Source organism: Caldisalinibacter kiritimatiensis (genome assembly GCF_000387765.1).
Lineage (GTDB): Bacteria > Bacillota > Clostridia > Tissierellales > Caldisalinibacteraceae > Caldisalinibacter > Caldisalinibacter kiritimatiensis.
Map to the genome: position 1 here is coordinate 1 of NZ_ARZA01000274.1, position 24,786 is coordinate 24,786.

Sequence of the window (24,786 nt, forward strand, 5' to 3'; positions counted from 1 at the left end):
TATTTTAAAAAATAAATAGCGATTCATCTCCCTATTGAAATAGGGAGGATTCTCGCTTAATTATCCTAAATTGAGTAACTATATTAATAACTACCAATAGAACCAAAGCTACTATAAGACCTAATATTATTTCTAAATTATTTTCTGAAATTATACTCATTAATGATTCCATAATATTCCCCTTTCATATAAGTTTAAACGATAAAAATATTAATTCTACAAATACTATAAAAATCCTTTATTTTAAATATAAAAATAGCGGCTTTAACCGCTATTTTTATATTTCCTCGGAAATCTTTCTTACAGCTTCGACAGCTTTTTCTATATCATTAAATGTATTGAATACTCCCATACTAAATCTGATAGTTCCCTGTTCATAGGCTCCTATAGTTTTATGTGCTAACGGAGCACAATGAAGCCCAGGTCTAACGGCTATATTAAACACATTATCTAGTATGTAACTAACTTCAGAAGAATCTTCATCTCCTATATTAATTGAAACGACAGCTGCTTGTTTTTCTACATTACATGGTCCATAAAGTTTAACTTCTTGTATTTTTTTTAGTTCTTCTATGAAATATTTAGTTAATTCCTTTTCATGATTTCTAATATCTTCTATTCCTCTTTCTAATATATACTTAATTCCTGCTCCTAATCCAATTATCCCTGGAGTGTTAGGAGTACCACTTTCAAATTTATCAGGTAAAAAATCCGGCTGTGTTAATAAATTTGATTTACTTCCAGTTCCTCCTTCTTTTAACTGATGTAAATCTAACCCCTCTCTTATATATAGTCCTCCTGTCCCTTGAGGTCCTAATAAGCCTTTGTGTCCAGGAAAAGCTAACATATCAATATTCATTTCTTGTACATCAATATCATATACTCCTGCAGATTGAGCCGCATCAACCATGTACACTATACCATATTTCTTAGCGATTTCCCCAATTTCCCTTATCGGATATATAGTACCTGTTAAATTAGATGCGTGAGTAGTGACTATTAATCTTGTATCGTCCTTTATGCTTTTTTCAATATCTGCAACATCAATTTCTCCTGTTGGGCTACACTGAATGATAGTCGTTTCTACCCCGGCTTTTTCTAAAGCCTTTAATGGTCTTAACACTGAATTGTGCTCCATTGATGTAGTTATAACATGGTCACCTGGTTTAAGTAATCCTTTTATACCTAGGTTCAATGCATCAGTAGCATTATGAGTAAATACTATATTCATTGGATTATCTATATTAAATAGTTTACTCAATAACTCTCTTGTTTCAAATATACCCCTTCCAGCTTCAAGTGCCAACTTATGTCCTGAACGTCCAGGATTAGCCCCATACTCTTTCATAGCCTTCATCATTGTTTCATATACAATATTAGGCTTCGGATACGAAGTAGCTGCATTATCTAAATAAATCATTTCAGGTCCCCCTCAAAACTTTTCTTTATTAAAATTATATCATATTATATATATATATTCTTTTTAAGTATTGTTTTATACAGCTTTTTAATCTGCTGCTGGGTGCCTTATAACTATCCTTTCTAGTATGTTATCTTTGAAAAGGAATATTAATACTCTTGGAACTGTGGGATGATATATATAAGTATAATAATCATAATCTTCTAGAGAAAATTTATCTCTTCTAATACCTTCTATAACTCTTTTATTAATATGCGAATCATCATTGTATTCAAACCTATAGAATTTTTGTATATCATACTCTTTAACCACTTTTTCTACTCTATCTCCTACTTTTATACCTCTATTTGTGTGAAATTTATTGTTAAATACGTCAATCTCAATAACTTGACTCTCTTCTAAATCAAAATCATTATTTTTACAATACATAGTAAACTCAATTCCATCGTAATTAATTATATTAAAATATCCTTTTAATATAATAAGATTTTTATCATTTAATTTATTAACCTTTTTAGGTTCTCCAAAACTTCTTACTAATTGTTCATACTTAGTTTTAAAAATTTCAACTCCATTTATTGCGAAATCCGATAAATTTACTTTTTCGTTAGTTTTCTTTGTCCAGTCCCTTACTTCTTCTATAGTCATATTATCTATCTTGATAATTTTTTTACTTTCAATAATAAGTCTATATATGGAAAATTTGTCTGATGTTTTTTCTGCTATAAAATCTATAAACTCTCCGCTCTTAGACCATTTTATATCAATGATTGAAATAAAATTTTCATTTACAGTATATATTTCCTTGATATCAGGGTAATAAATACCTAATTTTTCTTTTCCAATAGAGCCTATTGATAATGCAAGAGTATTTTCCTTTGGAGACCATCTTGGTTTTGATACTATTTCCATGTCACTTATCAAATTATACTCCGATAACTTTAAATTAACTAAATATATTTTTTCACTAGCATGTGCTTCAACTGTAAAAGCTAAAAATTGACTATCATTTGATATTTCAGCATATTTAAGGGTAACTTCATCATTTTCATCTGCATTATATCGATTTTTTATTTCTATTTTATTGTTTTCAGTTTCAACTAAAATATTATTATCACTTTTCAGTATAATTGTAATGTTGTCTATTGTTAAAACTTTTGACCCTTTTCCGAATACTCTTGTACCTACTATATATTTTTTATTTGTAAAATATTCAGTTTGCCTAAGTAACTCTTTAGTATTATTTTCAATCTGAATGTTTAACTTTTCAATCTCTTTTTTTAAATTTTGCTGTTCATTTGATATATTATCTAGCTTTTGTTGCATCTTTGAAATCTTATCTACTTCCCCAATTTGTGAATTAGTTTGTATTATATTACATCCTGTTAGTAGGTGTTGAATACAAATTAATAAAAGTACTGCAAGAGCAACTTTTCTCATAAAAAATATTTCCCCCTCATTATACATTGACATAAGCAAACCATTTTTGCTTTTACCTCAAAGCATACCACTATTTACTACTATTATACCATATTATGTAAGGATATAGTTCCCTAGTATTAAGTCTTATTCTGTCTATATATGTTGTTTATTATCAAATATAATCGCTTTTAGGATATAATTTAAAATTGAATATGTAAAATTTAATAATTATAGAACAAAAGCTGCAAGAAATCTTATATACTATACTTTATATTCTAAACTCTGTTTTTTAATTGTATTGAAAAAAGCCCCTAGTATAAACTAGGGACTTTAATTCTATCCTTACTCATTGCAAGCTGCTGCTTCTTTAAAATCTGCAGTTATTTCTTTGAAGTTTGCTTCATCATCTACTGGATAATTATCTCTTGGTGCATAATGAGTGTGAAGTAATTTATGAGATTTGTGTCCGTTTGGCTCTCCTAAATACTCTTCATATATCTTCTTAATCATTGGGTTTTCATGTGATTTTCTAATTGTCTTAGCTTCGTCTTCTGCATATAAAGCTTTAGCTCTTTCTGCTTTTACATCTTTAGTATATCTATCTTTGGCACTTACATGTGGCTGTCCTCCACCATTTATACATCCACCTGGACAAGCCATAATTTCTATAAAGTGATATTCTTTCTTTCCTGCTTTTACATCGTCTAGTAATTTTCTTGCATTACCAGTACCATGAGCAATTGCTACTTTTACAGTTTTATCTCCTAAAGTAACTTCAGCTTCTTTAATTCCTTCCATACCTCTTACTTGCTCAAATTCTATTTTTTCTAATTCTTTGCCAGTAACAACCTCTGCTACTGTTCTTAATGCTGCTTCCATAACTCCACCAGTTACACCGAATATTACTGCAGCACCTGTTGATTCACCTAATATTTCATCAAAATCTTCATCTGGTAGATTTACAAAGTCAATTCTAGCTTGCTTAATCATTCTACCTAACTCTCTTGTAGTAATTACATAATCTACATCTTGGTATCCTGTAGCAGCTAATTCTTCTCTATCAGCCTCGAATTTCTTAGCTGTACATGGCATTACAGAAACTACTACTATATCTTTAGGGTCAATATTATTCTTTTCAGCATAGTATGATTTGATTACAGCACCCATCATTTCTTGTGGTGATTTACAAGTTGATAAGTTATCTAAGAACTCTGGATAATTATGCTCACAGAACTTAATCCATCCTGGAGAACAAGAAGTAATCATTGGTAATTTTCCACCGTTTTGTAATCTACCTAATAGCTCATGTCCTTCTTCCATTATTGTTAAGTCTGCTGCGAAGTCTGTATCAAATACCTTGTCAAATCCAAGTCTTCTTAACGCTGCAGCCATTCTTCCTGTAACTCTTGTTCCCATTTCAAGACCAAATTCTTCTCCTAAAGCAGCTCTAACTGCTGGTGCTGTTTGAACTACTACGTGCTTACTATCGTCATCTAATGCTTCCCATACATAATCAATTGACTCTTTTTCTCTTAATGCTCCAACTGGACAAGCTGCGATACATTGACCACAGTTTATACATGGAACTTCGCCCAATCCTTTATCGTATGCTGGTCCAACAGTTGTTTCAAATCCTCTTTCTCTAAATCCTAATACTCCAACTGTTTGTACTTGAGCACACACACTTACACATCTACCACATAATATACATTTATTAGGGTCTCTAACTACTGATTTTGATGAAAGGTCTAATGGTAAATTTGTTTTTTCACCTTCAAATGGTATATCTCTAACTCCCAATTCTTCAGCTAATGCTTGTAATTCACAATTATTATTTCTTGAACAAGTTAAACATTCTCTTTCATGGTTAGAAAGAATTAATTCTAAAGTAGCTTTTCTAGCTTCTCTAACTTTTTTAGTATTTGTTTTTACTACCATTCCATCTCTTACTGGAAGTACACATGAAGTTTGAAGATTTCTAGCTCCTTCAACTTCAACAAGACACATTCTACAAGCTCCAACTTCATTTACATCTTTCAAATAACAAAGAGTAGGAATATCTATACCGATGCTTCTAGCAGCTTCTAGAACCGTATAATTCTCTGGAACCTCAATTGTTTGGTTATCTATAGTAATGGTAACTTTATTCAACTTTTACACCCCTTTTCTACTAATTATTAAACATATTAATTATATAGTTACAATTGCATCGAATGGACATTTTTCTATACAAGCTCCACACTTAACACATTTATCTGTATCTATAACATGTGGATTCTTTATTTCACCTGAAATAGCATCTGCAGGACATGCTTTAGCACATAGTCCGCATCCTTTACATTTATCTTCAATAATTTTATATGATAATAATGCTTTACATGAACCAGCAGGGCATTTCTTGTCATATACGTGTGCTTCATACTCATCTCTGAAATATTTTAATGTTGATAATACTGGATTAGGAGCTGTTTGACCTAAACCACATAATGCTGATGATTTAATGTTTTCAGCTAATTTTTCAAGCTTTTCTATATCTCCTGGTTCACCTTTACCTGAAGTAATCTTTTCTAATATTTCTAACATTCTCTTAGTTCCTATTCTACATGGAGGACATTTACCGCATGACTCTTCAACTGTAAAGTCTAAGAAGAATCTTGCTATGTCAACCATACAAGTATCTTCGTCCATTACAATCATACCACCAGAACCCATCATAGAACCAAGCTCTGTTAATGAATCGTAATCGATTGGTGTATCTAAATATTCAGCTGGAATACATCCACCTGAAGGACCTCCTGTTTGAACGGCTTTGAATTTCTTACCGTTAGGAATTCCTCCACCAACTTCATAAATTACTTCTCTTAAAGTAGTACCCATTGGGATTTCAACTAGACCAGTATTCTTAATCTTACCACCTAATGCGAATACCTTTGTTCCCTTTGAGTTTTCTGTTCCGATTCCACCGAACCAATCTGCACCTTTTAGAATAATTTGAGGAATATTTGCGTAAGTCTCAACGTTATTGATTAATGTTGGTTTGCCCCATAATCCTTTGTTTGCCGGATAAGGCGGCTTGTTTCTTGGCATACCTCTTTCGCCTTCTATAGAAGCAATAAGTGCAGTTTCTTCACCACATACGAAAGCTCCGGCACCTAATCTAACTTCTAAATCAAAATTAAATCCAGTTCCGAATATATCTTCTCCTAATAATCCTTTTTCTTTAGCTTGCTTAATAGCTATTTGAAGTCTTTGAACCGCGATTGGATACTCAGCTCTTACATAGATATATCCTTGGTTTGCACCTACAGCATAGCCCGCAATGGCCATTGCTTCTATTACTGCATGTGGGTCCCCTTCAAGGATACTTCTATCCATGAAAGCTCCTGGGTCTCCTTCGTCAGCATTACATAATACATATTTTTGGTCTCCTTCTGCTTTAGCAGTGAATTCCCACTTAAGTCCTGTAGGAAATCCTCCACCACCTCTACCTCTTAAACCTGATTTTTTAATTTCTTCTATAACTTCTTTTGGAGTCATTTCAGTTAATACTTTACCTAAAGCCATATATCCATCAAAAGCAATATATTCGTTAATATCTTCAGGGTTAATTGCACCACAGTTTCTTAATGCTACTCTTCTTTGTTTCTTATAGAAATCAACTTCGTCTATTGATTTAATAGTATCTTCTGCTTTTGCTCCTGTGTATAATAAGTCTTCTACTATTCTTCCTTTTAAAATGTGTTCCTCTACTATTCTTTCTACATCCTCAACCTTTACGTGGCTGTAGAAAGCACCTTCAGGATATACAACTACTATAGGTCCAACTTCACATAATCCGAAACATCCAGTTCTAACAACTTTAACTTCTTTATCTAATTCTTTCTCTTCTAGCTTTGCTATAAATTCTTCTTCTATTTTATCTGAGCTTGATGAAGTACATCCAGTACCACCACATACAAGTATATGCGCTCTGTAGAATTCCATTATTTTAACCTCCTTTACATTCTTGTACTACATGTTTCACGTGAAACAATTAATCTTCGTATGCTCCTATTGTATATTCATTAACTACGTTTCCATTAACAATGTGCTCAACTATAACTCTTTTAGCCTTCTCAGGAGTCATTTCTACATAAGTTACTTTTTCTTCATTAGGTCTGTAAACCTCAACAATAGGCTCTAGTCTACATACACCAATACATCCTGTTTGTGTTACCACGACATCTTCTAAATTTCTCTTCTGAACTTCTTCTAGAAGAGCCTTTAACACAGGTCTTGCTCCCGCTGAAATACCGCAAGTAGCCATACCTACTACTATTCTTGTTCCTTTTTTATTCTTTCTTATATCAACAGTCTTTCTGGCTTCTTCTCTAATCTTTTTTAATTCTTCTAATGTTTTCATTCTCTACACCTCCATACTCTTAGATATAAGCGCTTCATAAATATATAACTTTAAAAATCCATAGTAACAATAAACTTTATTATTTCATCTAAAGTTTTGAATTTTTCTTTTATTTCATCTTTAGTTATGTTTGGATTACTCCTCCATGTATTTCTTTAATATTCCTGGTACATCTTCAGCTTTTAATCTACCATATACGTCATCATTGATTGTCATAACTGGTGCTAAACCACAAGCTCCTATACATCTAGTTGCTTGTAATGAGAATTTTTTATTTTTAGTAGTTCCACCTACTTCGATATCTAGTATTTCCTTAATCTTATCAATTACATCTTGTGCACCCTTTACATAACAAGCTGTACCTAAACAAACTCCAATTTCATATTTACCTTTTGGTATTAGTGTGAATTGTGAGTAGAAAGTAGCTACACCGTATATTTCCGCTAGAGGTATATTAAGTCCTTCTGATATCATTCTTTGAACTTCAATTGGTAGATATCCAAATATTTTTTGTGCTTCGTGTAAAACTGGCATTAGTGCGCCTTTTTTGTTCTTATTCTCTTGAATAACCTTTTTAAGCTGTTCTAACTTCTCTGCATTCTCTTTTAAATCAAATTTGAACTCCACTTTAAAACCTCCTTTATTCTCCATATATTTAATTGATAAAGTTTATACACATAAACTGAATCTCTCGTTTCTTGTACAACTTCTTGTGCAAGATAGCCATCAAGAACAGCAGAGATTCAAGGTTTTGGGATGTTGTATTTTAGATATGCCTATGCTGCGGTATTTTATGTTTCATTAATCAATGGAAAGGTTTTCTTACCCGTCATGACGCTATTTTATTCGCAGATAGGTTTTATAGGAATGCCTACAATTTCTTAAATCTAATTTTGGGGTGACTCAAAATCTATCTTTAGTCTAATTTCAATTTATTTAAATGTATAAGTCCTAAACTCACTCTAATTATATATTAGTCGTTTATTTTTTGTCAATCATTAGCGTAATTTTATTTCAAAAACATTAGTTAAATTTTTTTAACAAATAAAATTCTGCTATTTTATTGTTTTGCACCCTATTTTTGCATCAAAAGTTCGTGAATTTTTTTACATTCTATGGTAAAAAAATATTATTGTGATATTCATTGTATTATTTAGCATGTAATTACAGGTTGTAAGATAGTAATAAATATATATTAATGCATTTTTTGCCACTTCGAGAATAGCATGGTAAATTTATTAATCAACATAAACCTTAACAAATCTTTTATGTATTGATTGTGAATTAACTAACTTTCAACTTTAAAAAAACACTATCAACTTTATATTAAAATTACACTCTCTAGGACTAAATGAGATCTACCTCCAACCTTTACTATATAATCATTTTCTGTTTGTTCTATCTCACAAAAAATTTCACTAGGTCTACCTAGATGTTCACCTTGATAAGCAATTAAAGTATCTTTCTTTAAAATATTGTTTTTCTTTAAATAGTATATAAGAGCTCCATTAGAAGTTCCAGTAGCAGATTCTTCATTTATTCCTACAATAGGTGCAAAATTCCTACAATACACCTTTTCTACTTTTTTTTCATTTTCTATACAAAACACATGTAAACCAATAACATTATATTGTTTTGATATTTGTTTTAATTTAGGAAAATCAATTTTCAGATTGTCTAATATAGCTTTGCTTTTAACTGGTAATATAATATCTGGCAATCCTGTGGATATAATTTCAGATTTAAACTCACGATTCCCTATTCCTATATCTTCTAGCTTTATGCTTAATGCTTCACTTATCTCTTTTAGATTGTTTACTGTACCTAACGACTTTGGTTTATCTTGATGCATCATTACTTTATCTACTTGTCCATTTTTAAAGTATATGTCTACCGGTAGTCTTCCTACTTTGGTTATTTGATAAACTCTTAAAGCTCCATCCTTTATGCTATCAATATATCCTTTATGAGCTAAAGTAAAAAATGTTGCTATTGTGGCATGTCCACACAAATCAATTTCACATTCTGGAGTAAAAAATCTAACTTGATATTCTTTTTTATTGATAGGGGTTACGAATGCTGTTTCTGAAACGTTAATTTCTGTAGCTATTTTTTGCATAGTTTCCTCTGTTAAACCTTTTGCATCTGGTACTATACCTGCAGGATTACCTTCAAAAGGTTTCTCAGTAAATACATCTACTTGATATAAAATATAATCCATAAAAAGCACCCCTCTAAACCCTTCTAAAACATATTATAACAGATTTTTAATAATATGTGTGTGGTATAATTTGTAATGTTTCATTTTATATTGATTTCATACTTATAAATAGAATTTATAGTTTTATTATGTAATTTAACTATTTTTTAGTATGGATTCATTTCTATGGTTTAATAAAGGAATTCGAAGGAGACAGAAAATAATTCTTAAACTTTAATTTAAATATAGTTCCCTATATGTTAGAATAAAGTCGACTTCGTTGATTTGTTAGTTAGTAATTAGTAGCATTTGATTCAGTTCTTAGTTCTCAGGAGAATATTAGAAAGAACTAGGCTATTCGCTGTTCGCCTTTCGCTTTTCGATAGTAATTTTACAAATATTTTTTCTGCCTTTAAAACTTATATTAAACTTAATTACAACCTATAATGTAAATATACTTTCTTAACTAAACAAAAGAGACCGTGCATAGCACAGTCTCTTTTGTTTCACGTGAAACATTAAGCGTTTGAAATAATATCTAAAATTCTTTCTAAATCTTCATCACTATAATACTCTATTTCTATTTTTCCTTTTTTCCTTCCCTTACTTATTTGTACCTTGGTTCCTAATACTTTAGTTAAATTATCTTCTAATTCTATAAGTATTGGATCCTTCTTCTTTTGTACTTTATTCTTTCTTTTATTCTTCTTTTTATTTTTCATTTCTTTTATTAATTTTTCTGTCTCTCTAACACTTAACCCTTTTTCCATTATTTTTATTGCTGTTCCGTATTGTAATTCAGAATCTCTTATTGACAATAATGCTCGTCCATGGCCACTACTTAATCTTCCTGTTGATATGTACTCTAATACTCTCTCATCTAGATTTAATAATCTCGTTACATTCGCAATATATGATCTACTTTTACCAACTATATCTGCCACTTCTTCTTGTGTAAAATCATACTTGTCCATTAATCCATTATAGGCTAGTGCTTCTTCTATTGGGTTCAAATCTTCTCTTTGTATATTTTCTATTAACGCTATTTCAGTAGATTTTATTTGTTCTAGCTCTTTTACTAAACAAGGTATTTCTTTAAGACCCGCCTCTTTAGCAGCTCTCCATCTTCTTTCTCCTGCTACTATCTGATAACCCTTTCCTTTCTTTCTGACTATAATAGGTTGTAAAACTCCATGGGCTTCAATAGATTTTGTTAGCTCGTATAGTGATTGCTCATCGAAATGCCGTCTAGGTTGTTCATCATTAGGTTCAATTAAAGAAATATCTAAACTTACAATTTTTTCTCCAGCTTCTTCTATAATCTCTTCTTTTGGTTCATCTGGAATTAAAGCTGATAATCCTTTCCCTAAACCTCGTTTCTTTTTAGCCATCTATATCACATCCTCCATGTTACTAATAAATTCTTCAGCTAGCTCCTTATAGGCTTCAGCCCCCCTTGATTTAGGGTCATATTCTAATATAGATAATCCATAACTAGGTGCTTCAGCTAACCTTACATTCCTCGGTATTATTGTTGTAAAAACCTTCCCCTTGAAATATTTTTTTACTTCTTCAACTACCTGTATTGAAAGATTTGTTCTTCCGTCAAACATACTTAAAACTACGCCCTCTATTTCTAATTTAGGATTAAGATTCTTTTTTACAAGTTTTATAGTATCCATCAGTTGACTAACACCTTCTAATGCGTAATACTCGCATTGGATTGGTATAACTACACTATCTACAGCTGCTAAAGCATTGATAGTCAATAACCCTAAAGAAGGTGGACAATCTATAAATATAAAGTCATAATCTTCTTTTATTTTTTTTATAGCATTTTTTAATGCAAGTTCTCTATGCTCACTCTTCGTAAGCTCTATTTCAGCTCCTGCTAATTCTACATTTGAAGGAACTAGAAATAAATTCTTTATATTAGTATTTATAGTTGATTCATCGACGCCAACATTATTAATTAATATATCATAGGTTGATAATTCTAAGGAATTTTTGTCTATTCCAAATCCACTTGTTGTATTCCCCTGTGGGTCTATATCTACTACAAGAATTTTTTTACCCAATTCTGCTAAACAAGCACTTAAGTTTACATTGGTAGTAGTTTTTCCTACCCCACCCTTTTGATTAAAAATTGCTATTACCTTTGCCACCTTTCCACCTCACTTTCTTTGCTAATAAAATTATATTTCTTCAATTATTAAAAATATTCCTTCTAATTTTTAATGTTAGTTTTTTCTATTCTACTTTAATTTTATATTTTTATTTTAATTTAGACAATAAAAAAAAGTGGCAAAGTCACTTTTTACGTGCAAAATAACATTCTAAAGGACGTGAAAGTATACGTGAGAAAAGATATACAAGATAACGACTAAAAACATAAATCCTTTAGAATACAAATTTAGTCGCTGGATGTAAGCGTCCAGCGACAACAAAACTATATATCAATATTTAATTACTTTATTGAAGAACAACTTAATATATACATAAATTTAAAAGCACACAATGAATTGTGTGCTACAAAATCTTTTGTATCATATATCTTTAATTTGACATTGTTATCTCACATTGAAATGTAAGCTACTTTACATTTCGGCTAATAGCTAAAAAAACCTAAGGAACTAGACCTAAAACTACAAACTTTTAAACTTTACATTTCTATTAACCTGTTTTCTTATTTTTAGGTATTTTAACAACTACCTCAATAAAATCACCTTTATCTTTCTGTTTATACTCTGCATCTACTCCGCTCTCTTTTATTGCATTGTAAGCATTTTTTAATGTATTCAAATATATTCTGAAATTTATTAAATTCTTTATTCTCTGCTTATTCTCTTTTTCCTTTTCACTAGTTATGTCTTCTAATATATCCTTTATTAACTTCTCTGTCTTTTTTACATTTAATTCGTTCTTTATTACTTTTTCTAATACTTTTATTTGTAATTCCTTATCAGGTAATTTTAATAATGCTCTAGCATGACGCTCAGTTAATCCATTTTCTATAATCATTTTCTTTACTTCTACTGGTAATCTCAATATTCTCAGCTTGTTTGCAACAGTCGATTGATTCTTTCCTATCTTTTCAGCCAACTCCTGTTGAGTCATTCCGTGGTCATTTATCAAGTTATAATAAGCCTCTGCCTCTTCTATAAAATTCAAATCTCTTCTTTGTAAGTTTTCTATCAAAGCCATTGCTGCTGAATCCTTGTCCTTCATTTCTACAACTATAGCTGGTATGCTTTCTAAATTAGCCATCTCACTAGCTCTTAATCTTCTCTCACCCGCAACTAGCTCATAACTATTTTCAGCTAACTTTCTTACACTTATCGGTTGTATTACTCCATATGCTTTTATTGATTGACTTAATTCTTCTAAAGACCTTTTACTAAAACTCTTTCTTGGCTGATAAGGGTTAGGCTTAATTTGCTCGATAGGAATATATTTTATTTCTCTTTTTTCACTCATTTAGCATCCCTCTCCCTTTTACTTCTACCCGTTTTTACCTACTTCTAATTTACTTAATTACATAACTATATCTTATCAATCCGTTTCTTCTACCTTAACTTATTCTCTAAAAATTACTTCTTTCCTTCAAAAATTATTAAAAAAATCAAACTTTCGTATTACAAAATACTGCATTTTTCAATTATTAAAGCGGTCTTTTTGTTGGCTTCCCTGCTTTTCTAGGATATTTTGTCGGAGTTTCTGTTACTTTTTTAATAACTAATATAGTATGTTTTATATCTGTAAATGGAAGTTTTATATCAAATTTATCTTCTACTACTCCTCCTAAGACATCCAATGCTTTTTTAGCATCTTCTATCTCTTCATAAATTTCTGGTCCCTTCATTGCTAGAAAATATCCGCCTACTTTAACAAAGGGTAAACAATATTCACATAAAACATTTAAAGAAGCTACAGCTCTAGATACTGCTATATCAAACTTTTCTCTATATTCTTCTTTTTTTCCATAGTCTTCTGCTCTTCCATGAATTACCGTTATATTAGATAACCCAAGATTTTCAATAACTTCATTTAAAAACTTAATTCTCTTATTTAAACTATCAAGTAAAACTACTTCAAGACTAGGATTTGCTATTTTTAAAGGTAATCCTGGAAATCCACCACCTGTACCAATATCAATTATCTTGTACCCTTCCTTTACAAAACCTGTCTTTAATACTGATAAACTGTCTATAAAGTGTTTTACATCTATATCTGAATCATCAGTGATTGCTGTTATATTAATTTTTTTATTCCATTCCTTTAAAAGTTCTTTATAAATAGCAAATTTATCTATTTTTTCATTCTCTAAAGGGATACTAAGCTCTCCTAATCCCTCAATCAAAGTGTTCATATTAGTCATTATTGTCACTCCTATTTTTTAATCGCTTTTGCTGCTCTAAATATACTAAAAGTACATTAATATCTGCAGGTGAAACTCCCGAAATCCTTGATGCTTGCCCTACTGAATCTGGTTTAATATCATTTAATTTTTGTCTAGCCTCTAATCTTAAACCCTTGATAGCATCATAATCAATGTCTTTTGGAAGTTTTTTATTTTCCATTTTCTTAAACTGCTCTATCTGTTTTAATTGTTTTTTAATATAGCCATCATATTTAATTTGTATTTCTACCTGCATTCTTATCTCTCTAGGTAAATCAGGTCTATCTTTATCTAAATCCTTTAAGCTGTCATATGATAACTCTGGTCTCTTTATCAAATTAAATAAAGATGTTGGAGCCTTTATAGGAGAACTATTTAAGCTTTCTAAAAACTCTCTAACTTCTTTCTTAGGAGTTACTACTATATTTTTAAGTCTTTTTAGTTCTTTTTCTATTTGTTCTTTTTTATATTTTACTTTCTCATATCTTTCTTTACTAGCTAAGCCTATTTTATATGATTTCTCTGTTAATCTTAAATCTGCATTATCTTGCCTTAATATAAGTCTATACTCAGCCCTTGATGTCATCATTCTATACGGCTCATTTGTACCCTTTGTAACTAAATCATCTATCAACACACCTATATAAGCTTCTGACCTATCTAAAATAAAAGACTCTTCTCCTCTTAGCTTTAAAACTGCATTTATTCCTGCAATAATACCCTGTGCAGCTGCTTCTTCATATCCCGATGTCCCATTAACTTGTCCTGCGAAAAATAGATTTTCTACGTTCTTTATTTCTAATGATCTCTTTAGCTGTGTAGGATCTATACAATCATATTCGATAGCATAGGCACTTCTCATTATCTTAACATTTTCTAAACCTGGTATACTTCTATACATTTTAATCTGTACTTCTTCAGGTAATGTTGTAGACATACCTTGTACATACATCTCTTTAGTATCAAGTCCCTCTGGCTCAATGAAAATTTGATGCCTGTTCTTATCTGCAAATCTCACTATTTTATCTTCAATAGAAGGACAATATCTAGGACCGACACTTTCCATTTCACCTGCATACATAGGTGACCTATCTAGGTTACTTTTTATTATTTCATGGGTTTCTTCAGTTGTATATGTTAAATAACATGGTACTTGGTCTATGTTTATTTTATCGTTTAAAAATGAAAATGGTACTATTTCTTCATCACCAGGTTGGACTTCTGTTTTACTATAATCAATACTATCCTTATGTACCCTAGCTGGAGTACCTGTTTTAAACCTCTTTAATTTTATTCCTAGTCTTTTTAATGACTGAGATAAATCATTTGAAGGGAATAATCCACTAGGACCTCCTTCATAATTAAATTCTCCAATATATATCCTTCCTTTAAGATAAGTACCTGTAGCTATTATTACAGACTTTGTATCATATCTAGCTCCAGTTTTAGTCAATACACCTGTGATTTTTCCATTTTCAGTTAATATATCTACAGCTTCTCCCTGTACTAAATCCAAGTTTTCTTCGTCTTCTAAAATTTGCTTCATAATAGTTTGATACTTTTTCTTATCAGCTTGAGCTCTTAAAGAATGTACAGCTGGGCCTTTTGAAGTATTTAACATTCTACTTTGTATCATAGCCTTATCTATTGCAAGTCCCATCTGCCCGCCTAAAGCATCTATTTCCCTAACTAAATGTCCTTTTCCTGTTCCTCCTATAGAAGGGTTACAAGGCATTAAGGCAACAGAATCAAGACTCATAGTTAGCATTAAAGTTTTCATACCCATCCTAGCAGGTGCTAAAGCTGCTTCACATCCTGAATGTCCTGCACCTATAACTACTACATCATATCTACCTGCAAAATACTCTCTAGGCTTCTGCATACACCAAATCCTCCTTTGTTTTTTAATCACTTAAACCTACATCCTACTCTACTTCCCTATACAGAAGTCTTTAAATATCTTATCTATAATATCCTCTGAAACTGTATCTCCTGTAATTTCACCTAAGTTACTCCAGCAGTCCTTAACATCTACTTCTATACAGTCTAAAGTCATACCTAATTCTATAGCTTCTAATGCCTCATGAATGTTATTTCTTGCCTTTAATAGTGAATCCCTATGTCTAACATTAGTTACTATAATATTATCGGATATTTTAACTTCACCTTCAAAGAACATATCTCTTAAAGTTTCTTCTAATTGGTCAATTCCCTTTTCTTTAACCATTGATGATTTTATTATTTCCTTATCTCCTAATTTTTCTCTAATTACATTTTCATCTGTCTTCACTGGTAAATCTGTTTTGTTTAATAATACTATAGCCTTTTTATCTTTTATGGTTTCCATTACATGAAAATCTTCTTCTGTCAATTCTCTAGATGCATCAAAAACTGCAATAACTAAATCTGCTGTATTTAATAATTCCTTTGCTCTTTCTACACCTATCTTTTCTACTATATCCTCTGTTTGTCTTATCCCTGCCGTATCCACTAATTTCAAAGGAATACCTTTTATGTTTATATATTCCTCAATTATATCTCTAGTAGTTCCAGGTACATCAGTTACAATAGCTCTATTTTCTCTAAGTAATGAATTTAATAAAGATGATTTCCCTACATTTGGCTTCCCTAAAATAACTGTTTTTAATCCCTCTCTAAGTATTTTACCTGTATTAACCGTATCAAGTAGCTTTTTTATTCTATCATAAACTTCATGCCCTTGTTTTTTTATCTCTTCATAAGTAACCTGCTCTATATCTTCTTCTGGAAAATCTATAGAAACTTCTATATGGGCCAGCATATTCAATAATATATTTCTTATTTCTCGTACCTCTTTAGATAATTTACCCTCTAGTTGATTTAAAGACACATCATAACTAGTATCGGTTTTCGCACTGATTAAATCCATTACAGCTTCAGCCTGTGATAAATCAATTCTACCATTTAGAAATGCTCTCTTAGTAAACTCTCCTCTTTCTGCCATTCTAGCACCGTTCTCTAAAACTAATTCTAATACTTTTCTTACCGGAATAGAGCCTCCATGACAATTAATTTCTACTACATCTTCTGTAGTATAGGTATATGGAGCCTTCATATATACTGCTAATACTTCGTCTACTTTATCTCCCGTTTTTGGGTCTATTATGTATCCGTATGTAAGCTTTCTTTGCTCTGCTTCACTTAGCTTTTCAACTCTTTTCCCTTTGAAAAGCTTATCTGCTATATCTATGGCATTATTACCACTTATTCTTACTATACCTATTCCTGCTTCTCCTGGTGCTGTAGCAATAGCTGCTATAGTATCGTTATTCACCTTCTCCACCTCTCTTCTTTAGCCCACACAATTATACAATATATAATATGTTTGTCTTTATTATTATACCAAATCCACTTATAAACATAACATAAACCCAGTATTATTACTGGGTTTATTTAATATACACTATTTTCTTTCTATTACTACTCTTCTGAATGGTTCTTCTCCTTCACTATGTGTCAATATATTTGGGTCATTTTGAAGAGCTGAGTGTATAATCCTTCTCTCATAAGGATTCATTGGTTCTAGCTTTATTTTTTTATTTAGTGCTTTAGATTTTGCGGCCATCTTCTTTGCTAATCTTATTAAGGTTTGTTCCCTTTTATGTCTGTAGTTTTCTATATCTAATATAATTCTTACATATTTTTCTCTATCTTTATTAACTACTAAACTTACTAAATATTGTAGTGCATCTAAAGTCTTACCCCTTTTACCTATAATAATACCTTTATCTCGTTCATCAACGTTTTCAATTTCTATATTTAAATCTTTATCTTTTCTAGTTATTTGGAAATCTGCTTTTATTTCCATCTTCGCAAAAAGTATCTCTAGAAAATTATTAGCCATCTCAACTGGGTCATTTGTTACTGTAACTTTTACCTTTGCATCCTTTGCTCCTATTAACCCAAGAAATCCTTTACTCGGTTCATTCAGCACTTCTATTGACACATCATCTTCTTCTAATTGAAGTTCATTTAAAGCCTCTTCTACAGCCTCTTTAACAGTCTTTCCAGTCTTTACTATCGACCTCATATTAATTGGATTCCTCCTTAACTTTATATACAGCTCTATTAGTAAGATACTGCTGAACTAACTGGAATATATTACTTACTACCCAATATAAAGTTAAACCTGCTGGGAAATTTAGAGCAAAGAAAAATATCATTATTGGCATTATCATAGTCATTGTATTCTGTTGACTTTGTGCTTTATCATTTACTTGAGTTGTAGTATTCATAGTTTTAGTTGATAAATAAGTCGTTAGTCCTGCTATAATAGCTAAAATTGGTAAAGCACTACCTATCCAAGGTATATTAAATCCTAATGATAATCCGTTAATTACTCCTTCAGGTAACCCAACTCCACTTTCAACTCCTGTTCCAACATAATTAGCTGGAAAACCTAAATCCTTTATCCATAAAAATGATTTATTAATATTTGCGTAAACTTGTTCTTGATTACTAAATATATATTTTACTGGTTCTCTAAGAACATAAAAGAACCCCATTATTATTGGCATCTGTATTAATAATGGAAAACATCCACCAAATGGATTAACATTATGTTCTTTATACAACTCCATAGTTTTCATTTGAGCCGTCTGAGGATCATTTTTATATTTCTTTTGTATTTCCTTAATTTTAGGTTGTATTTCTTGCATTTTTTTCATTGATTTTGTTTGTTTAAGGGTAAGTGGTAATAATACAAATTTTAGTATAATTGTTGCTACAATAATTGCTATAGCATAACCTGATAAATACGGACTATCAAAAACTTTTACTACATTATATAATAGATGAACTAATGCTCCTATTGGTTTAGCGAATAAATCCATTTATAAACCCCCTTTTATTTAAGCGGATCGTATCCTCCGGGATTAAAGGGATTGCATCTTACAATCCTTTTCATACTAATAAATCCACCCTTTATTAATCCATACTTTTTTATTGCTTCTATTGAATATTGAGAGCAAGTGGGATAAAATCTACAAGTTCTAGGTGTAAGGGTTGAAATATATTTTTGATACAATTTTATTAACATTATTACTACTTTCTTCATATTTATTCACCTTTTTTTAATAAACCCGATTTTCTTATTAAGTGTAATATTGCTCTCTCTAAATCTTTATACTCTGCATTCTTGGCATTTACTCTTGATAAAAATATTATATCATATCCCTGTTTAACTTTGTCTGCATTGAGCCTATATCCTTCTTTTATTCTTCTTCTCACTTTATTTCTAACAACTGCTTTTCCTAATTTCTTCGTTACAGTAAAACCTACTCTATTATAGTTATACGGATTTTTTATATAAAACATTACTAGATATCTATTGGCTAAAGATTTTCCTTTTTTATATACTCTTTTAAATTCTTTATTACTCCTTAGCCTATATTTTTTATTCATTCCAATTGCTCCTTAAATTATTACTATGCCTTAAATATTCCTTAAATTGAACAAAAAGGCCACTGTATGCGGCCTTATGCTGACAATCTTTTTCTACCTTTTCTCTTACGTCTTTTTAGAACCTTTCTACCTGATCTAGTTTTCATTCTCTTTCTGAAACCATGTTCTTTCTTTCTTTGTCTCTTTTTTGGTTGATATGTTCTTTTCATTTGCTACACCCCCTTCAACTTTCGTCAGATTCTATCTATATTTAATAGTTTTTTCCATCACTCAAAAAACAGACACTACTAAAGATTATATTAATTAGACATCACAATGTCAAGTTAATTAATTTCAAAAACTAATTTGTTGATAATTCTTATTCCACATATGTTATTGTTGTGGATATTTTATATAGTTGTTGATAATTCTTATTTTTTTTGATATTATTTATACAGCATGTGGATTATTTATCTACATATTCATTAGTTATCCACACACTGTGTATAAAGTTGTGAATAACATTATAATTTTATTATTTTTTTCTCAAAATTACCAAATTTACTATGTAAATTTATAAACATTCCTTTTTTACACATATTGTGGATAAGCTGTTGTCTTTTTTATTTTTTTGTTTATAATCAACTTACTCAACAAAATATCCACATTTTATATAATGACCTTGTGAATATATTTTATGCAAAAATATCTTTATGTTATCTACTTAATCTGTGGATAATCATGTAGATTAAATTTTCTTTTATATGAAATATAAATATTTTGTTATATTTTTTCCATATATTGACGATAATTTTGATAGATAGGAGGGAAAAAAATGAGTTTAAACCTAGAAGAAGTTTGGACCAAGGCCTTAAACTTAATAAAAACTGAATTGACTGAAGTAAGTTTTAATACTTGGCTAAAAACTATAGACCCTATATCAATAGATGATGCTCAAATTATATTAGGAGCTCCTAATGAGTTTACAAAGGGTATTTTAGAAGCAAGATATCTAACTTTAATAAAAAATGCAATTAAACAAGTTACTAATAAAAGCTTTTCTATAAAGTTCGTTATACCAGGTGAAGAGGTAGTAACTGATGTTGGACAAACTGTTCAAAGTGAAATCATTGATAACTCATCTTCAAGAAGTCAATTAAATCCAAAGTATACATTCGATACTTTTGTAATCGGCAATAGTAATAGATTTGCCCATGCTGCATCATTGGCAGTTGCTGAAGCTCCAGCTAAAGCATATAACCCTCTTTTTATATACGGAGGTGTAGGATTAGGTAAAACTCACTTGATGCACGCCATTGGACACTACATACTTAATCAAAATCCTAAAGCTAATGTCGTGTATGTTTCATCTGAAAAGTTTACAAATGAGCTAATCAACTCAATAAGAGATGATAGAAACGTTGAATTCAGAAATAAATATAGAAACGTAGATGTTTTACTTATTGACGATATTCAATTTATTGCAGGTAAGGAAAGAACCCAAGAAGAGTTTTTCCATACCTTTAATGCTCTACATGAAGCTAATAAACAGATAATTATTTCTAGTGATAGGCCTCCTAAAGAAATTCCTACTCTTGAAGACCGTCTTAGATCTAGGTTTGAATGGGGACTAATAGCTGATATTCAGCCTCCTGATTTAGAAACTAGAATAGCTATATTGAGAAAAAAAGCTAAAGTTGAAAATATTGATGTACCTAATGATGTTATGCTTTATATTGCTAATAAAATTCAATCAAATATTAGGGAACTAGAAGGTGCTCTTATTAGAATAGTGGCATTTTCTTCTTTAACTAATAAAGAAGTTACTGTTGAGCTAGCAAAAGAAGCATTAAAGGATATTATTTCAAATAATAAACCAAAGCAAATAAATGTTAAACTAATAAAAGAAATAGTAAGTAAACACTATAGTATCAAAATGGAAGATTTCAACTCTAAGAAAAGAACTAGAGCAATTGCATACCCAAGACAAATTGCAATGTATTTAAGTAGAGAGTTAACTGACCTATCTTTACCTAAAATAGGTGATGAATTCGGAGGTAGAGACCATACTACAGTAATTCATGCTTGTGAAAAAATATCTAAAGATATAGAAAAAGATACTGAATTCAAGTTAAAAATAGAAAGTTTAATTAACGAAATTAAAGGAATATAATCAACAATATTTTGTTAATCCTTTGTTAGTTAATTGTTGATAATTTTTTTATTAAAGCATTAACCTTAATATGTGGATAATTTTACTTAACATGTTAACAATTTATGCACAAGCTTTATTGTGTGTATTTAAACCTAAAAAACCACTTATCCACATATCAACGTGTACTATTACTATTACTACTAAGTTGAGTTTTTTATTTATATATTAAAACTCAAAAGGAGGTTATCCACAATTGAAAGTTAAAGTTAATCAAAAAGAATTATCTAAAGCAGTTGGTACAGTACAAAAAGCTATTACTTCAAAAACAACATTACCTATCTTAAATGGTATTCTTATAGAAACTAAAAAAAATAAATTAAAACTTACAGGTACTGATTTAGAAATAGGAATTGAAACTTATATAGATTGTGAAGTTATAGAATCTGGAACAATAGTAATACCATCTAAAATATTCGGTGATATAATAAGAAAGTTACCTAATTTAGATATTGTTATAGAAGTTAATGATGATAATAAGGTTCATATTAGCTGTGGACACTCTGATTTTAATATATTAGGTCAACCAGCTATGGAATATCCTGAATTACCAAAAATTAATGATGATATTTCCTTTAAAATTCCAAAAGACTTATTAAAGAATATGATTAGACAAACAGTTTTTGCAGCAGCACAAGATGAAATAAAACCAATATTAACAGGTGCATTATTAGAAGTAAATAACGGTAAAGCTAGTTTGGTTGCTTTAGATGGTTATAGATTAGCTGTAAAAACTACTTCAATAGATTGTAATAATGATATTAAAGTAGTAATCCCAAGCAAAACATTAAATGAAGTAAACAAAATATTAGAAGATGATGATAGTGATGTTACAATAATGTTTACTTCAAGTCATGTATTATTTGACTTAGGTCATTCTGTAATCATATCAAGGTTATTAGAAGGCGAATTCATTAATTATAAAGATATTATAAGAAATGAATATAAATCTAGGGTTAAAGTAAAAACTAAGGATATACAAGAAAGTATAGAAAGAGCTTCATTACTTGCAAGAGAAGGTAAAAATAATCTAGTAAAATTTGATATATCAGATGAAGGAATGACTATTACATCTAATTCAGATATAGGTAATGTAGTAGAAAATATTGATATAGATTTAGAAGGAAACGATATTAAAATAGGATTCAACTCTAAATATATACTAGACGCTATTAGAGTAATAGATAGTGAAGAAATATACATGAATTTAGTTAGCAGTGTTAATCCATGTATCATTAAGCCTGTGGACGATGATAGTTACACATATTTAGTTTTACCTGTACGTTTAATAGAGGAAGCCTAAAGTTTATTCAGCACCTAATTTTAGGTGCTCTTACTATGTATGATAAAAAGGCAGCAAAAGCTGCATTTAGGTACTCTAGGTACTTGGTACAGGGTACTAGATAGGGAACTGGTAACTTGGAACGACTCTATTTGACTTAATTACAAGCTATAAAATAAATATATTTTACTTATACAATAAAAAGGAGGATAAGAATGATAAAGGAAGTCAGTATTGATACTGAATATATAAAATTAGACCAATTCCTTAAATATGTAAATATAGTTGGTTCTGGAGGTCAAGCTAAGCTTTTAATACAAGATGGACAAATAAAGGTAAATGGTGAAGTAACATTGCAAAGAGGAAAAAAAATAAAAAGTGGAGATAAAGTTGAAGTGAGTAATGGAGATATTTATGTGGTAAAATAAGGTAGCTAGTTATTACGGACCCATTTAGAACACATGTTTGTTGTGGTACTATATAAATGGTATAATATATATAGTTTTTGTAAATTAATTTTAAAGTCAAAATAGAAAAATCAGTATTTAGACACTTGTATTTAAGGAGTGCTATATGTGCATGTTAAAAGGATTAGACTTATAAATTTTAGAAACTATCACACTTTAGATATCACTTTAAATAATAAATTAAATTTGTTCTTAGGTAATAATGCTCAAGGAAAGACTAATTTACTTGAATCAATATATATAGCTTCAGCTGGCAAGTCATATAGAACTAATAGAGATAAAGAGTTAATAAATTTAAATGAGGAACAAGCATATATTGGCTTAGAGCTAGAAAAGAATAATATAAACAAAATGATTGAAATAAAATTTGAAAAAAATAAGCCAAAGAGAGTTAAAGTAAACAGTGTTGAATTAGATAAAGTATCAGATATAATAGGAGTACTAAATGTTGTTATTTTTTCACCTGAAGATTTAAAGTTAGTTAAAGAAGGTCCTTCACAGAGAAGAGATTTTTTGAATAACGAAATTTCTCAAATAAAGCCTAAGTATAGGTACAATATAAACAGATATAAAAAAATATTAATTCAAAGAAATAATTTATTAAAAATAATGCAAAATGATAGAAAAAAAGGTAAAATTATAGAGGTATGGAATGAACAATTGGCAGATTTAGGTTCTCAGATAATTATAAGCAGAATTGGTTTTTTAGAGAATATGTCTATAATCTCAAATAATATTCATAAAAAAATAACAGGGGATTTAGAAAATTTATCTTTAAGATATATGAGCTCTTTAAATATAGATAATTCTTGGAACAAGCAAGAAATAAAACAAAAGTTTTTAAATGAGCTTGAGAAAAATTTAGACAAAGATATAGAAAGAGGAACTACAACTATAGGTCCACATAGAGATGATATAAAAATTTTAATAGATGGTGTAGATTGTAGAGTTTTTGGTTCTCAAGGACAACAAAGAACAGCCGCATTGTCACTTAAATTAGCAGAAGTACAGCTGATAAAAAATGAGGTTGGTGAATATCCTGTTTTATTATTAGATGATGTATTATCTGAACTTGATTACAACAGAAGAAGTTTTTTATTATCAGCTTTTAAAAATATACAAACAATAATAACTTCAACAGATGATATAGAATTTAAAGGAATAACTAAAAATGAAAAAAGTACTTTTTATATCAACAAGGGTAAAGTAAAGCTAAAAAAATAAATATATTCCCTAGTAAGGAGGGATATAATGTTTCTACATCTAGGTAAGGATTTAGTTATACCACTTAAAGATATAATAGCTATAGTAGATGCTGATTCATTAGGCTCACAAGATACAAGGGATTTCTTTAAAATAGCCGAAGAAGAAGGTTTTATATATAATATTGTTAACGATAATATAAAATCCTATATTATAACTGAAAGGATAGAAAAGGATAAAAACACTGGAGAAAAGATAAGAAAAAGTATAATATATTGCTCTAATATATCATCTACTACTTTATATAAAAGAGCTAATTTTATGAAAAAAATATAGTATGTTTATACTAAAAAATATT

Annotated in this window: 24 protein-coding genes; 5 read left to right on the plus strand and 19 right to left on the minus strand. The window is 29.9% G+C overall.

The window, feature by feature from the left end; translation table 11 throughout:
- Positions 1-31: 31 nt before the first annotated feature.
- The 19 genes from L21TH_RS14390 to rpmH all read right to left on the minus strand — a co-directional run bounded on the left by L21TH_RS14390 (position 32) and on the right by rpmH (position 19,494).
- A complete protein-coding gene (locus L21TH_RS14390) occupies positions 32-172 on the minus strand; it encodes a hypothetical protein (protein WP_155848389.1) in 141 nt (46 codons plus the stop codon).
- 105 nt (positions 173-277) lie between these two features.
- Entirely contained in the window at positions 278-1,420 is a 1,143-nt protein-coding gene (locus L21TH_RS12590) for an aminotransferase class V-fold PLP-dependent enzyme (protein ID WP_006317162.1), read from the minus strand.
- Between the two features lie 87 nt (positions 1,421-1,507).
- A complete protein-coding gene (locus L21TH_RS12595) occupies positions 1,508-2,860 on the minus strand; it encodes a coiled-coil domain-containing protein (protein WP_006317163.1) in 1,353 nt (450 codons plus the stop codon).
- A 324-nt stretch (positions 2,861-3,184) separates the two neighbouring features.
- Positions 3,185-4,993 carry an NADH-dependent [FeFe] hydrogenase, group A6 gene (locus tag L21TH_RS12600; RefSeq protein ID WP_006317165.1) on the minus strand — a complete coding sequence of 603 codons (1,809 nt, stop codon included), beginning with the start codon at positions 4,991-4,993 and terminating at the stop codon, positions 3,185-3,187.
- A gap of 39 nt (positions 4,994-5,032) precedes the next feature.
- Positions 5,033-6,826: an NADH-quinone oxidoreductase subunit NuoF gene (gene nuoF / locus L21TH_RS12605; protein ID WP_006317166.1), complete on the minus strand. Its 1,794-nt coding sequence runs from the start codon at positions 6,824-6,826 to the stop codon at positions 5,033-5,035.
- 49 nt (positions 6,827-6,875) lie between these two features.
- Complete coding sequence (locus L21TH_RS12610) at positions 6,876-7,244, minus strand: (2Fe-2S) ferredoxin domain-containing protein (RefSeq protein ID WP_006317168.1); 369 nt, start codon at positions 7,242-7,244, stop codon at positions 6,876-6,878.
- Between the two features lie 135 nt (positions 7,245-7,379).
- A complete protein-coding gene (locus L21TH_RS12615) occupies positions 7,380-7,871 on the minus strand; it encodes an NADH-quinone oxidoreductase subunit NuoE family protein (protein ID WP_006317170.1) in 492 nt (163 codons plus the stop codon).
- A gap of 694 nt (positions 7,872-8,565) precedes the next feature.
- Positions 8,566-9,465 (minus strand): PhzF family phenazine biosynthesis protein, encoded by a 900-nt coding sequence (locus tag L21TH_RS12620; protein ID WP_006317178.1) that lies wholly within the window; start codon positions 9,463-9,465, stop codon positions 8,566-8,568.
- Positions 9,466-9,962: 497 nt separating this feature from the next.
- The gene (locus L21TH_RS12625) at positions 9,963-10,835 is read right to left on the minus strand and encodes a ParB/RepB/Spo0J family partition protein (RefSeq protein ID WP_006317179.1); all 873 of its coding nucleotides are present in this window, start codon (positions 10,833-10,835) and stop codon (positions 9,963-9,965) included.
- The gene (locus L21TH_RS12630) at positions 10,836-11,609 is read right to left on the minus strand and encodes a ParA family protein (RefSeq protein ID WP_006317180.1); all 774 of its coding nucleotides are present in this window, start codon (positions 11,607-11,609) and stop codon (positions 10,836-10,838) included.
- Positions 11,610-12,117: 508 nt separating this feature from the next.
- Complete coding sequence (noc, locus tag L21TH_RS12635; RefSeq protein WP_006317184.1) at positions 12,118-12,921, minus strand: nucleoid occlusion protein; 804 nt, start codon at positions 12,919-12,921, stop codon at positions 12,118-12,120.
- A 184-nt stretch (positions 12,922-13,105) separates the two neighbouring features.
- On the minus strand, positions 13,106-13,822 hold the full coding sequence (gene rsmG / locus L21TH_RS12640) for a 16S rRNA (guanine(527)-N(7))-methyltransferase RsmG (protein WP_006317185.1): 717 nt from the start codon (positions 13,820-13,822) through the stop codon (positions 13,106-13,108).
- Entirely contained in the window at positions 13,815-15,725 is a 1,911-nt protein-coding gene (gene mnmG / locus L21TH_RS12645) for a tRNA uridine-5-carboxymethylaminomethyl(34) synthesis enzyme MnmG (RefSeq protein ID WP_006317186.1), read from the minus strand. The genes rsmG and mnmG overlap by 8 nt, the downstream gene beginning before the upstream one ends.
- A gap of 48 nt (positions 15,726-15,773) precedes the next feature.
- Positions 15,774-17,156 (minus strand): tRNA uridine-5-carboxymethylaminomethyl(34) synthesis GTPase MnmE, encoded by a 1,383-nt coding sequence (gene mnmE, locus L21TH_RS12650; RefSeq protein WP_006317187.1) that lies wholly within the window; start codon positions 17,154-17,156, stop codon positions 15,774-15,776.
- A 129-nt stretch (positions 17,157-17,285) separates the two neighbouring features.
- On the minus strand, positions 17,286-17,912 hold the full coding sequence (gene jag / locus L21TH_RS12655) for an RNA-binding cell elongation regulator Jag/EloR (RefSeq protein WP_006317188.1): 627 nt from the start codon (positions 17,910-17,912) through the stop codon (positions 17,286-17,288).
- Between the two features lies 1 nt (position 17,913).
- Positions 17,914-18,714, minus strand: a complete 801-nt coding sequence (locus L21TH_RS12660; RefSeq protein WP_006317190.1) for a YidC/Oxa1 family membrane protein insertase — start codon at positions 18,712-18,714, stop codon at positions 17,914-17,916.
- 14 nt (positions 18,715-18,728) lie between these two features.
- Positions 18,729-18,938, minus strand: coding sequence for a membrane protein insertion efficiency factor YidD (yidD, locus tag L21TH_RS12665; protein WP_006317191.1), 210 nt, complete (start codon positions 18,936-18,938; stop codon positions 18,729-18,731).
- Between the two features lie 2 nt (positions 18,939-18,940).
- The gene (gene rnpA, locus L21TH_RS12670) at positions 18,941-19,285 is read right to left on the minus strand and encodes a ribonuclease P protein component (protein ID WP_006317192.1); all 345 of its coding nucleotides are present in this window, start codon (positions 19,283-19,285) and stop codon (positions 18,941-18,943) included.
- A 74-nt stretch (positions 19,286-19,359) separates the two neighbouring features.
- A complete protein-coding gene (gene rpmH, locus L21TH_RS12675; protein ID WP_006317193.1) occupies positions 19,360-19,494 on the minus strand; it encodes a 50S ribosomal protein L34 in 135 nt (44 codons plus the stop codon).
- Between the two features lie 605 nt (positions 19,495-20,099).
- Here rpmH and dnaA point away from each other — a divergent pair.
- From dnaA to remB, 5 genes are all read left to right on the plus strand, one after another.
- On the plus strand, positions 20,100-21,437 hold the full coding sequence (dnaA, locus tag L21TH_RS12680) for a chromosomal replication initiator protein DnaA (RefSeq protein WP_006317194.1): 1,338 nt from the start codon (positions 20,100-20,102) through the stop codon (positions 21,435-21,437).
- A 235-nt stretch (positions 21,438-21,672) separates the two neighbouring features.
- The gene (gene dnaN, locus L21TH_RS12685; protein ID WP_006317196.1) at positions 21,673-22,779 is read left to right on the plus strand and encodes a DNA polymerase III subunit beta; all 1,107 of its coding nucleotides are present in this window, start codon (positions 21,673-21,675) and stop codon (positions 22,777-22,779) included.
- 194 nt (positions 22,780-22,973) lie between these two features.
- Positions 22,974-23,186, plus strand: coding sequence for a S4 domain-containing protein YaaA (gene yaaA, locus L21TH_RS12690; protein ID WP_006317197.1), 213 nt, complete (start codon positions 22,974-22,976; stop codon positions 23,184-23,186).
- Positions 23,187-23,333: 147 nt separating this feature from the next.
- On the plus strand, positions 23,334-24,449 hold the full coding sequence (gene recF / locus L21TH_RS12695) for a DNA replication/repair protein RecF (RefSeq protein ID WP_006317198.1): 1,116 nt from the start codon (positions 23,334-23,336) through the stop codon (positions 24,447-24,449).
- A gap of 27 nt (positions 24,450-24,476) precedes the next feature.
- On the plus strand, positions 24,477-24,764 hold the full coding sequence (gene remB / locus L21TH_RS12700; RefSeq protein ID WP_006317199.1) for an extracellular matrix regulator RemB: 288 nt from the start codon (positions 24,477-24,479) through the stop codon (positions 24,762-24,764).
- Positions 24,765-24,786: the final 22 nt, after the last annotated feature.